Annotated in this window: 12 protein-coding genes; 4 read left to right on the top strand and 8 right to left on the bottom strand. The window is 31.7% G+C overall.

Translation table 11 applies throughout. From position 1 onward, the window contains the following. Positions 1–159: 159 nt before the first annotated feature. The 5 genes from BMY33_RS14140 to BMY33_RS14120 all read right to left on the bottom strand — a co-directional run bounded on the left by BMY33_RS14140 (position 160) and on the right by BMY33_RS14120 (position 4218). The gene (locus BMY33_RS14140) at positions 160–1074 is read right to left on the bottom strand and encodes a bifunctional metallophosphatase/5'-nucleotidase (protein ID WP_091409726.1); all 915 of its coding nucleotides are present in this window, start codon (positions 1072–1074) and stop codon (positions 160–162) included. A gap of 12 nt (positions 1075–1086) precedes the next feature. Beyond that, complete coding sequence (locus tag BMY33_RS14135; RefSeq protein WP_091409724.1) at positions 1087–1851, bottom strand: 5'-nucleotidase C-terminal domain-containing protein; 765 nt, start codon at positions 1849–1851, stop codon at positions 1087–1089. 87 nt (positions 1852–1938) lie between these two features. Further along, entirely contained in the window at positions 1939–2382 is a 444-nt protein-coding gene (locus tag BMY33_RS14130; protein WP_091409721.1) for a hypothetical protein, read from the bottom strand. Then, a complete protein-coding gene (locus BMY33_RS14125; RefSeq protein ID WP_425284225.1) occupies positions 2375–3535 on the bottom strand; it encodes an ABC transporter permease in 1161 nt (386 codons plus the stop codon). The genes BMY33_RS14130 and BMY33_RS14125 overlap by 8 nt, the downstream gene beginning before the upstream one ends. Before the next feature lie 50 nt (positions 3536–3585). Continuing rightward, positions 3586–4218, bottom strand: a complete 633-nt coding sequence (locus BMY33_RS14120; protein WP_091409717.1) for an ABC transporter ATP-binding protein — start codon at positions 4216–4218, stop codon at positions 3586–3588. A gap of 101 nt (positions 4219–4319) precedes the next feature. On the opposite strand from BMY33_RS14120, the gene BMY33_RS14115 reads away from it, so the two are divergent. The 4 genes from BMY33_RS14115 to BMY33_RS14100 all read left to right on the top strand — a co-directional run bounded on the left by BMY33_RS14115 (position 4320) and on the right by BMY33_RS14100 (position 7430). After that, positions 4320–4724: a MerC domain-containing protein gene (locus tag BMY33_RS14115; protein WP_244543026.1), complete on the top strand. Its 405-nt coding sequence runs from the start codon at positions 4320–4322 to the stop codon at positions 4722–4724. An 11-nt stretch (positions 4725–4735) separates the two neighbouring features. Next, positions 4736–5407 carry a GTP cyclohydrolase I FolE gene (folE, locus tag BMY33_RS14110; protein WP_091409711.1) on the top strand — a complete coding sequence of 224 codons (672 nt, stop codon included), beginning with the start codon at positions 4736–4738 and terminating at the stop codon, positions 5405–5407. Between the two features lie 30 nt (positions 5408–5437). After that, positions 5438–6394, top strand: coding sequence for an alpha/beta hydrolase family protein (locus BMY33_RS14105; RefSeq protein ID WP_091409709.1), 957 nt, complete (start codon positions 5438–5440; stop codon positions 6392–6394). Positions 6395–6518: 124 nt separating this feature from the next. After that, positions 6519–7430 (top strand): phosphatase PAP2 family protein, encoded by a 912-nt coding sequence (locus BMY33_RS14100; protein ID WP_091409706.1) that lies wholly within the window; start codon positions 6519–6521, stop codon positions 7428–7430. Between the two features lie 26 nt (positions 7431–7456). Here BMY33_RS14100 and BMY33_RS14095 read toward each other — a convergent pair whose 3' ends face one another. Genes BMY33_RS14095 through BMY33_RS14085 form a run of 3 tightly spaced genes read right to left on the bottom strand, consistent with a single transcriptional unit; the run spans position 7457 to position 13005 of the window. Continuing rightward, a complete protein-coding gene (locus BMY33_RS14095; RefSeq protein ID WP_091409704.1) occupies positions 7457–8359 on the bottom strand; it encodes a GyrI-like domain-containing protein in 903 nt (300 codons plus the stop codon). Position 8360: 1 nt separating this feature from the next. Continuing rightward, the gene (locus BMY33_RS14090; protein WP_091409701.1) at positions 8361–9773 is read right to left on the bottom strand and encodes a vanadium-dependent haloperoxidase; all 1413 of its coding nucleotides are present in this window, start codon (positions 9771–9773) and stop codon (positions 8361–8363) included. Continuing rightward, positions 9742–13005 (bottom strand): VCBS repeat-containing protein, encoded by a 3264-nt coding sequence (locus tag BMY33_RS14085; protein ID WP_091409698.1) that lies wholly within the window; start codon positions 13003–13005, stop codon positions 9742–9744. The genes BMY33_RS14090 and BMY33_RS14085 overlap by 32 nt, the downstream gene beginning before the upstream one ends. Between the last annotated feature and the right edge of the window lie 3 nt (positions 13006–13008).

Raw genomic sequence — 13008 nt, 5'->3', positions numbered from 1 at the left:
ACTTGGTTTAATACTAATACCCAACCTAAGTTTTTTAAAAAAAAATCCAGTTATTTTATACAATTAGAACAGACAAATTGTATTGTATTTGTAACAGCATATCTATTTTTCTTTATAAAAATAGATATGCTTAACGTAAGAATTATATTCAAAAGGGTTTTAAACAATAATAGAACCACCATCCGAAGTTTTATTTTTTTCGCTATCAAAATAGAAATCTATCTTCCCCAAATACAAACCGTAGCAACCAACTTGATTTACAAGTATATTTTTATCCTTCCTATTTTTCACCACAGTTGGTTTTTTTAGAAATGTATGTGTATGCCCCCCGATAATAAGATCAATATCTTCAGTAGCTTTCGCCAGGCTCAAATCTCCAATTTTATCAGGTTCATTTTTATAATTGTATCCCAAATGTGATAAACAAATAACTAGATCGCACTTTTCTTCAGTTTTTAATATTCTACTCATATCCTGAGCAATCTCTACAGGATTAAGATAGTTGGTTTCCTTATATAAATCTTTCATCACAAGTCCTTCTAATTCTATTCCCAAACCGAATATCCCTATCTTAATATCATCTTTTATTATTATTTCGTACGGTTTTACCAACGTATCCAAAACGGTATTAGAAAAATCATAATTAGCAGAAACAAATTTAAATTTGGCATATGGAAATTGAGCAAGTAACCCTTCGATTCCATTATCAAAATCATGATTTCCTATGGTTGCGACATCATATTTAAGCATACTCATAAGCTTGAACTCTAATTCTCCTCCATAAAAATTAAAATAAGGAGTTCCTTGAAAAATATCCCCAGCATCTAATAGCAATGTATTTGGATTCTCTTTTCTTATATTTTCTATAATTGTTGCTCTTCGCGCAACACCTCCTTTATTTGAATTCCTTCCATCATTTGGACCAAATGGATCTATATGACTATGCACATCATTTGTATGCAAGATTGTTATCTTTTTCGTTTTGTTTGCAGAAAAAGATGATAAACTAGCTCCTCCAATTGTTAACAAACCTGCCGTTACTGCTGTATGTTTTACAAATTCTCTTCGTTTCATTTCTTTATCTTATTAATTGGTTTGCAAAAATCTATCATCAATCTTCGGGCTGATCGTATCTACTTTTTTAAAATAGTCAATCATTGCATTTCTAATTTTATAATTCAATTTATGGGCTTTGCCTGCTTGCTTAAAAAAATACATCTCACTACCTCCATTATAGAGATAATCATTAGTAGCAACGAAATACACCTCTTCATCTTTAATTTCCTTATTATTAATTAAAGCTTTCACTATTTCAAAATCACTATCAACAATAAGTTTTAATCCCGAAATGGGGTGGGCTTTTCTAGACTTTTGTAAATATTTAATCAGTTTCTTTATATCAACACCTTTCATTTCTACCACTGTAATACTGTTTTCGAACGGCATTACTTGATAAGCCGTACGAGCAGAAATATTACCCTTAGGAATAGGAGCTCGTATTCCTCCATGATTTAATAACACCATATCAATTTCATTTTTAGTTTTTGATCTAAAAAATGGATTAGTTTGCTCTAACACGATATCTGCCATCAAGTTACCAATCGCAGTATTTAAAACTCCATCACTTTTAGAATACGTATTTGGTGCATACGCCAGTGTGCTATCTAAAGTATTATTTACATGTGTTCTATATGGTTCAATAAAGGCTTCCACATTCGCATCATTAGAAGTAGTATCATTTATTTCAATTCTTACACCTTCTACCTTTACAAGGTGTTTCTCTTCCGTACAAGATGAAAGAACTATTAAGAATATCAATAAAAACAACCTTTTGTAAATTATATTTTTCATAAGGCAATTATAATATGTTATAGTATTTATTTGTTACAAAATTTAATTAATTTTTATCTAAGAGCTAATGTATAATTTTAATCCAATTTACTTAACTAATTCACCTATTGCTTGCTTTAATATATAATTACAGTGATCTACATCATCTTCATTAAGTTCTAATATTCCGGTCACTTTTACCACCTGATCCATTTTATAGTTTGGTTTATTTTTAAAAATAACTTCTACAATAGTCTCAGGACCTCCTCCTCCACAAAAAAAACAGGAAGACATAGGATTTCTAGATACCATATAAAATTGATCATCTTCCGAAGAAAAATCTATAAAATATCCTCTTATAATTATCTTAGATCCTTTATATGATTCTATTCCAGCACCAAATGTCGGTTTCAAAAAATAATCATCATAATGTACATTATAAACATTACGAAAACTAACTTCTGCTAAATCATTCCAAGATAATTCTTGTTGGGAAAATAGAGTAGATTTAGCACAAAAAAGAACTATAAAAAATAGAATGAAATTAGGCATCGGCTAATATTTTAGAAACATTTAATTTAAGTAAAGATAAAGAGGCTAGAATAGCTGCCGGAAAGGTAGTTAGTAAGATCAACACTAACATATACAACTCTTTGCCACTTGGGGCACTAAACACAAAATGGTATCCGTAGGTACCTTCTGAAAAAATCGAAAAAAACCAAATGCCAGTTCTTCCCAGAATCCATCCAAAAACAACACCAATTAATGCTAAAATCATGGACTCTAAAAAAACCAATTGCATAAGTTTAAAAATGCTTACCCCATACGTCCGCAACAAAGCTAACTCTTGTTTTCTTTCTCTAACTGTTTTGATTACATTAACAAATATACTCAACAAAGCTACCAAGAGTATAGCTATGGAAATTCCATTTATTGTTTTAAAACCAAGCCCTAAGAAACTCATTAATCTCTCAATTTCGAATTTAGGAAGCGCCGCTTGCATAGTAGTTTTCTCATTCACAAATCTGGACATCTGTATAGCTCCCATAGGGTTTCTGAATGCAACTAACAATGAAGTTATTTCTCTTTTTCCCTCGTGTTCCTCTTCGGGGTGATCATTTTCGTGTTGGTGTTCGTCTTCATGTTCGTGTAACTGCCAAATACTTTCTAGATTAGTTATAATTAGATGATCGACAATTGATCCTGTTGGCTTTAACACACCAGTCACAACAAATGGTTTCTCTTTATGAATTTCTATTCCATTTTTCACCAAACCATGACTACTAGCAAAAGTACTCCCTACTTGTAAGTTATTATTTTCATATACATTACTCCCTATTACCACTTCAAGTGATTTTTTATATAATTGTCCATTTCTTAGGCTAGCGTCATACTTGTTCAAATACTTATGTGAAGCTCCTAAAATTCTATAGCCATTATAATTATCCCCGTAAGAAATTGGTATCACGTCTTTTACCATTGGGTTTTTAGCTACTTCTATGGCTTCTTCTAAGTATATATTACCGGTAGGATTATCAAGGTGTAAAATAGATGACAAAACAAGTTGTAACGGACTTCCTTTAGCACCAATAACCATATCAAAGTGTTTACTATTACTATCTAAATGCTGATAAAGCTGTTTCTTTATTTGTATAATAAAAATGGCTAATGAAACACTAAGTATTAATAGCAAAATACTTAACACCGTATTTAAAGATTTAGAAACCAAGTTCCTGTAAGCCAGATACAACAATTCTATAAGGATATTTGATTATTAAAATGAGATTTAACTCTTTGATCATGAGTTACGATCACTAAATTGCTTTTACAAATTTGAGCTTCTCTTTTGAGCACTGAAATCACTTTTTCGCAATTTGCATCATCAAGATCCGAAGTTGGTTCATCCGCTAATATTATTTTAGGCTTATGTATAACTCCTAGCGCAATCGAAAGCCGTTGCTGTTGCCCTTCGCTTAATTGATAAACCCTTTTATTCATTAAGTTTGAGAGCCCTAATTGCATAACTAATTCTTCTCTTCGATATCGATCACTTTTCTTTTTAGAAAATCGTTCACGAATAGTTAAATTTTCCAGTACTGATAATGACCTGATAAAGTATGTTCGCTGAAAAATAAGTCCTATATGTCGTCCTCTAAAATTGTCTAATTGATTTCTTGTTAATTTATTGAGCTGCGTATTGGCTATAAAAACATCACCTTTTCTTAAAGGTAAAAGCCCGGCTAACATATGTAATAATGTTGTTTTCCCTACTCCAGAAGGTCCTAAAATCAATAGATCTTCTTTGGGAGATAAATCAATGTTTGGAAAACGTAAAATTTCATCTTCCGAATGTTGATATGTAAACTGAAGGGAATCCGTTCGTATCATTATAATATTTTGTCAAAAATATGTAATTATTATTAATGCAACAAAGTTGCGTTTATAAAATTAATAGTATATTTGCCGCATTAATAATAATTACATTTCTTTTGAATATATTACATCTACGTAGTAAATCGGATACTTTAGGAATCGTAGCGAGTGGATTATGCTTACTACATTGTTTAGTAACTCCTTTTCTTTTCATGGCTCATACGGGATCTATGATTTTTAAAGACATAAATCCTCTTTGGTGGAAATCCTTAGATTTTGTTTTTTTAGTCCTCTCTTTCCTAGCGATTCACAGAACTACTAAAACTACATCAAAACCAAAAATAAAATATGCTTTTTGGATAAGCTGGTCTCTATTACTAATCATTATTATGAATGAAAAATTCGAAATACTTAGTTTGCCAGAAATTATCATTTATCCAATAACATTATTCTTAGTGGTTCTACATTATTATAATCAAAAATATTGTAGATGTGAAGATGAAAAATGTTGCCAAAACTAATTTGAGTTTTTATGAGTAATAAAGATAATATAGAACTGATAGGAGACTCTCACTTTTCTAACAACACAGAAACCCCTTTAAGAAAAGATGCTTTTGATAAATCCGATGAGGATAAAATTAAAAGTATACAACATCATTTTTCAGAAATCATGAAGGAATTAGGACTTGATTTAACCGATGATAGTCTTTCGGGAACTCCTTACAGAGTTGCTAAAATGTATGTAAAAGAACTCTTTTATGGCTTAAACCCTAAAAATCGTCCTAAAACTTCCATTTTTGAGAATAAATACCAATATGAGAAGATGTTAGTGGAACAAAACATAACAATTGATTCTGCTTGCGAACATCATTTCCTTCCAATCACTGGTAACGCTCATGTTGGATATATTCCTAAAAATAAAGTTATCGGATTATCCAAAATCAATAGGCTAGTTGATTATTATGCACATCGCCCTCAGGTACAAGAGAGACTCTGTTTGCAAATTCTAAAAGATTTACAAAACACTTTAGGAACAGAAGATGTAATCGTAGTAATACAGGCAAAACACCTCTGCGTCTCTTCCAGAGGTATTAAAGACAAAAGTAGTTTTACTACTACCATAGAATATGGAGGGAAATTTATTGAATCTGATGTTAGAAATGAGTTTTTAGAGATCGTGAATAAACCTTTTGACATTACATAAGTATCGTAAGTCATTAAATAAAACTTGATAATGAAATATAAACTAGCAATAATTCTAGTTTTAACTTTTTTTAAATGTTTTCTTTCTCACTCTCAGAACGGAAAGATTGTAGAAAAAGAAAGGTTAATTTTAAGCGATTCCACAATTGCTAAAATTTATAAGGCCGACTCTACAATGGTTAAGGCTCTTAAAAACGTTGAGTTTTTCCGAATCACTTATATGTCTGATTCATTAAGAATTAAAGGTTTTATAGCGAAACCAATTCAGAAAGGTAATTTTCCATGTATTATTTCAAATCGAGGAGGTACTGGGAAATTTGGTAAATGGAATGAAACTGGTGTAGGCTTTTTTCTAGGAAAACTAGCCAGTTGGGGGTATGTAGTAGTGGCGAGTCAATATCGCGGAAATGGTGGAAGTGAAGGAAAGGAAGAAGCGGGTGGAAAAGACCTAAATGATGTTCTAAACCTTGTAACAACTCTTAACGAAATTGATAACGCAGATACCTCTAGGGTAGGTTTAGAAGGAGCTAGTCGTGGTGGTATGATGACCTATCTAGCACTTAAAGAAACCTGTAAATTCAAGGCTGCTGTTGTTCTTGCTGGTTCAGCTAACGCATTTACGCATCTGATAAATCGTCCCGATTTTGAAGAACACGTTTATGCTAAATACATTCCGAATTATCAAAAAAATAAAGAAGAGGAACTTAAAGCTAGGTCTGCAGTTTTTTGGGCAGATAAAATGTGCAAAACAACCCCTATGCTACTAATGCATGGCAGCTCAGACTGGCGGGTTACGGCATCAGAATCACTTGAGTTAATTAATAAATTATACGAACATAAACATCCTGTACGTTTCATTTTATTTGAAGGAGGTGATCATGGAATTAGAGAATATCGCGACAAGTATTTTACACAATCCAAAAGCTTTTTTGATTATTATTTAAAGGATCTTAACGATCTTCCAAACATGGAATTACACGGAAGATAAAACAACTTACAACACAATTTAAAAATAATAAGGTTTAAATTACATTACAGAAGAAATAACTGATACGCTCTATTTTATTTTTATTTAGGAATAAGTTATTACTTTTGTTTCTCAAATTCAGTATATGAAATATTTTAGCCTCTTATTTGTTTTTCTTCTCTCAATTAACACGAATGCCCAAGAAAAATCTGATAAAAATAAAGAAGAACCACTTCCAAAATCGATAGAAGAGGAACCAAAAGAAAATACTGAAGACGAGTCTAAAAAACTTCAGAGTGATATGACCAGATGGCAAATGCTCAAATATGATGGAGTTTCAGCATTTGGAGGGATAAAAAATGCTTATACACAACCCTTTAGATGGAAAGGCAAGGACTGGGCAACCTTTGGGGGAATTGTAGCAGGGACTGCCCTTTTATACTTAATAGATGAACCTGCTAATGATTTTTTTACGGATCAAGAAGAAGATATTCCAGATTTCGTAAAAGAAACAGGATTTCGTTTCGGAAAACCACTAGTTAACTATGGTTTAACTACAGGAATTTATGCATTTGGATTAATTACGAAAAATGAAAAAGTTCGTAAAACGGGCGTTTTATTGATTGCTTCTGCAACTGCAGGTGGAATTATCCAAACTGTTAGTAAAACATTAGCTGGTCGTGCTAGACCTTATACAGGAAAAGGTAAAGATGCCTTTAAGTTTTACAGCAGTGAAGCAGATTATCACTCATTCCCTTCAGGTCATGCTATATTATCATTTACAACTGCCTATGCTATTAGTAAGCAATTTGAAAATCCTTATGTAAAAGGAGGAATTTATGCGTTAGGGCTGATCTCACCTATATCTCGATTATGGCAAGGTGCACATTGGTTGACTGATGTAACTCTTGGTGTTGTACTTAGTGTAGTTATTGTTGATGGTATTGACAACTACCTGAATAAAAAAGAGCGATATGTTTACAATAGTCGAAAATTTAAAATCAAATGGGACCTTACGTTAGGAGCTGGTCAACTGGGAGTAATAGGTAGATTTTAATATCCTTTCGATCCTATAAATCACAACTAATTTATAGGTAAGAAAATTTCGGCTTTCCATTGCGATGCATTGCCATCTTGCATTGGATTATTATAAAAAATTTCTAACGGTTTTTTATCTATAGATATATTTCTTCTTTTAGCATATTCCATTAGTGCAAACCAGGCTTGATCACTATTCCTATAATTACCATAAAAAGTAGCTTTTAAAGCTTTCTGAACAGGTAACTTATTATATTTTATTACTGAGTTTATAGGCAACGAATCTTTATATTCTATTGGAAAACCAAAATCAAATTTGATTTTATCGTCCAAAACATCCCATTCTTTAATTTTTACAAATGGAAACCCATCTATCTTTACTTTATTCTCTATTATTTTTGGATATAGATCTGAATTAGTCTGCATCATCATAGCGGCTTTCATTAACCTACTTGATGATGATGAAACATATAAATACTCTAATCTTGGTATTTCGGACTCTCCTTCAATCTGTATTTTAAAAGTATTAGCAAAATTGTTTACTCCTTTACCAAACGTTTTGAATTCTTTTTTTAAAGATCTTGTGAAATTAGTATCACCTGTAAGTATTCCCAGTCTATTCATTATAGAATGCTTCTCAGAAAACACACCTACCTTAATTTTAGTAACAGAATCATTTACACTTTCTAATGTCCACTCTAAATTAAAAACAGTATCTTTTAAATTCACTTTCTGAGATATCATACTCAATAGTGTAGTATCTATGGTAGAAATATTTTTTACCTTTTTATTATCTCCCCAAGACTCCCAATTTACAATTTGATAATAAACGCTTCCCGGAGAACCTTTAGCATTAAAGGAAACTTGATAATCATATTTTTTTATAAATAAATACCAGCCAGATATGCCCAATATGATGATTAAAATTATAGCTACAATTTTTCTCATACTAATTAGAACTTGTGACTTTAGAACTTGAAGTGTTCATTTTTATTTTTTGTATCACAAAGCTTCCTAAAGCTCTACCTTGATCTAAGCCTAAATCAATAGCTGCTCTGTAATGGATTCCACCATATAACCTACTTACTGCAGCTTCATCTGCTGCTTGATTAAAAGATTTAAAAGAACGAATCGGCAACCCATATTGTAATTCGGTATCATCATCAAAGGAAAAATCATCTCCAAAAATATCTGTAAGAACTGTAGACGCAGCTCCAGACACTACAGAATGTCCGCTAGTATATTCTGGAAATGGTGGTGTTTGTAATACAGGTGTCCAATTTTCATCAATATGTTGATTTATTAATGTCTCCGGACGTATTAAATTACTCCTATACTTTTCATCCCAGCAGCTAATAAATGCATCTGCAATAGCAATAGAAGTCTTGGTATAAGCAAAAACAGTTTTTGCAAAATCCGAATTCGTTTTTTGACAGGCAATTTTGCATATTCCAATCCAATGTGCTCCTGGAGTTATTTTCTTAGTAGCAAACATTAAATGTCCCTTATGTGTAGAAACATATGGATTACAATCCCAGAATTGTGCTATTTCTAATTTTTCTGACTCCTCTCCCTCTTCTTTAATCTTATTTCCGACTTCATAAGTTTCCATCAATTCTTTATAAAAGGGAGTTCCTTTTTCCAAAGAAAAATCTGGATATCTCGCTGGTTTAAATTGTGATGAAGAATCAATAATCGAAGGTCTTATTTTTTTCCAATGTGGCTCTATCCCATCCATATAATCCGGAGGAGTTGGTTGCCATCTAGAAGGATCTTCAGTATTCACAGAAAACTTAGGCATCGTTCTGGTTTGTGCATAATTATCAGAAGCATACCATTTTTTTACATGCTCGGCTACAGCTAATCCGTATATTTTAGAATCATTAAATACTTTTTCATTTTGTAATTTCCAAGAATCATACAAACTATCCCTATATTGCTCTACTCGATCTTCTGAAAAAAGCAATGATTTTCCTACTTCTAAATATGCTACTAAAGCAGAGAGTCTATGATTTATATTCTTTGTTGTATCTGCTTCAGGAACCGCTTTTAAACTATGCAATTGATTAGACAAGGTTCTATATCCTTCTTCTTGTCTTATTATTTCATAAGCGGCAATATTCGAATAATTATAAATCCGACTAGCAACAGGAGGAGAGAAAATATCATGCACCATTACTTCTGTAATTTTATCTACAGCGCTATGATAATCTTCTGAGGTGATCTCAATTTTCTTTTCTTCTTTTTGACAAGCATTTAAAGCAAATACTAATAAAGCAAGCAAAAACAAGCTTTTACTTCTTATAAATAAGTTATGTTTTATTACTTTATCAAAGTATCTTATAAATCTCTGCTTTTCCATTGTTTAATGTGATTAGTAAATAATCCTTATTTACAAAATTAATAATATTTAACCCTCTAACCGATTTCTGACTTAGGTTAATTCCTAGTTCTCTAGCCTCAATCACAGCATTGTTTTGCTGTATCAAAGCTCCAGAAAAACCATCAAACCTGCCATGATAAGGAATTACTCCAAAATAATTTCCAGCTATCAAAACCTCTTCTTTTGAATTCTTATCGAAATCATACTTTAACATAGTCATTATAGGAGCCAATTGAAGTGAATTATCAAAAGGAACAAAGGAAAATGTTCCTTTATCATTTTTTAAATATCCTGAAGCTAGTTCATGTACCTCTAATAATTTTGCATTTTCTAATGCATCTCTGTCAAATATCTCTTCAATGGTTTTTCCTGCAAAACTAGTATAGGTCGTAAACTTTTTCTTTAAAAAATTAAGCTGACTAGATAACTCATCTAATCCTAACGTGCTGTAGTACTTCCCATTTTTAGCTACTGCAACAATTGTTTCCGTTTTATTGTTATTATCAAAATCAGCGTAGTACATCCTAAGAGGAAAATCTGACGACGCCGAAAACTTAGAATTTAAACCAAAATTACCTAGTAAGTAATCAATATCTCCGTCATTATCGATATCAAAATCTACAATAGACTGCCAAAGACCATTCAATTTCTCTGATAAAAATTCATTAGTGACTTCTATTAACTCTCCATCTTTATTTTTAAAAAAATGTGGAGACATCCATTCTCCAATAACAATCAAATCTTTTATCCCATCATTATCAAAATCACTCCAAATTGCATCTGTAACCATTCCAATTTTTTGCAGTGTTCTATTCTCCTTTATACTAAAACTACCTTCATTATTAATCAATAAGTAAGAATCTGGAGTTTTTCCAAAATCATTAGAAACGACATACCCTCCAATAAAAATATCTAAATCACCATCATTATCTACATCATTCACTTTTATTACGGATTCATGATTATATAATTCTGGAAAATTGCTTTTTACTAATCCATCTAATGAGTTTGTGTATAATCTATCCACTAATTCCTTAGATGTACCATAAAACTCTCCTCCAGAAGAAGTAATTAGTAAATCTTTTATAGAATCATTATTAAAGTCTTCAATAATAGCTGCTACATCTTCTTTCTTTTTATCAGTATCTAAAATTGATAATTCTTGTTGCTCAAAACCAGTATCTGTTTGAAAAAACAGTTTAGATGCCTGGTGCTTAGAACTTCCAAAAAAAACATCCTCTTTTCCATCATTGTTAAGATCTCCAATTGCTGTCGCAGGTCCTCGGTCCGAAATTTTATACGGAATTAACTTTTGCCGATTAAAATCTGTATAATTATTCTCATTATGAACATATTGTAATCCTGAAATAGAATCTATTTTTTTAAACCAACTTTTGTTTTTGGGAAATAACTTTTCATAATCAATAGCATTTCTTTTGTGCAATAACTTGATCGTCAAACTTTGATTTGTAGCTATATTTTCTGCCACCTGCACGGTATTGTCGGGCCATATAATTTTCAGAGAGTCTATTTCCGTGATAGTATCATAACCAAAATGAATTATTGGCTCAGAAGAAGACTGAAAACCTTTGGAAGTAAACAATTGTTTATACTGAGCAATTCCATTATGATAAGAGATCACCTTAGTTCCAATTCCTAGTTTATTTTTGTCTTTAAAATCAAACTTTAGTTTTAAAAAGCGTTTTTTATCATTCGTTTTGTTCTTATAAAAAGAAGGGGCTGCATTGATATTATTGGTTACAATATCTAGATCTCCATCATTATCAAAATCCCCATATGCACTTCCTGTAGAGGCAGTACTTTCTATTGGAAGCCAGCTTGAAGATTTATTTGTAAAATTAATCTCTTTATTTCCTTTAAAAATACAATTCTGCACTTCTCCAGAAGGCATAATATCTAATGCCTCGTTATCTACTAATTTTGAGCTATTCAGCTTTTCTTGAATTTTCTCATTAGAGATATATTTAATATAGTCTAAGTCATTTGGACGTTTAGGGATTCCATTAGATATAAATATATCTTGTTCTCCATCTTGATCATAATCTGCAAACAATGCTGACCAGCTCCAATCTGTAGCTGCCACTCCACTTAACAACGCTGTTTCCGAAAAATAATCTCCTTGATTAACCTGAAGCATGTTGCGAGCATATTGATAGTGATACCCTAATCGATTGATTCGCATTTGTAACATATCAACTGTTTCATCTCCTGCAGAAGCTTTGAGAACAACTTCATCTTCTGGTGTCATATCCAATGTTATAATATCCACATAACCATCATGGTTAATATCTGATACATCATTACCCATGGAAAAACGGCTAGTATGTCCAAAGTGTTGTTTTAATGATTCACGAAAAGTACCATCTGTATTGTTGATATAATAGTAATCATCTTCATGAAAATCATTACTTACATAAATATCTGTATATCCATCATTATTAAAATCTGCGGTTGCTATTCCGAGACCGTATCCATTTCCTCCACCATAAATTCTAGCTTCTACACTTACATCTGTAAAAAATCCCCCATCATTACGTAATAATTTATCACCGCTTTCAACACTTCTTTTTTCTCTAAGAGATGCTCTACCAAAAGAATTTTGAGTATGCGTTGCGTGATTTAACAAATACATATCTAAATCTCCATCATTATCATAATCAAAAAAAGAAGCTGACGTGCTATAGTTTTGAAAATCTAATTTATAGTCTGAAGCTTTTTCGGTAAATGTATTATCACCATTATTAATGAATAATTCGTTTTTTCCTTTTAGTCCTTGAAGCCCTACTACCGCACAAACATAAATATCAAGATACCCATCTCCATTAACATCAGCCATCACGGTTCCTGTATTCCAATCAGAATTTCCTTTTACTCCTGCTTTAACCGTTATATCTTCGAATTGAAAATTTCCTTTATTGAGATAGAGTTTGTTTTCTCCCTGATTAGAGGTAAAAAACACGTCTGCTAAATCATCCTTATTGATATCCCCAACCGCTACACCTGCACCATTATAGTAATACAGATAGTCTAGGATATTTAGCTCTTCTGTAGGGTTTAAGGTATTCTGAAAAGAAACATTAGTTATCTCTGAAGTAATTTTATCAAATAATTCTCCTTGATTAGTTTCTTGCTTTTGACACCCTACTAAAAATAACAGCCCAAAGGTTAATATGATACTATCTTTAATCATTCG

It is taken from the genome of Aquimarina amphilecti (assembly GCF_900109375.1).
GTDB lineage: Bacteria > Bacteroidota > Bacteroidia > Flavobacteriales > Flavobacteriaceae > Aquimarina > Aquimarina amphilecti.
Note: the sequence above shows the minus strand (reverse complement) of the source record. Positions and strands in the feature narration are given on the sequence as shown.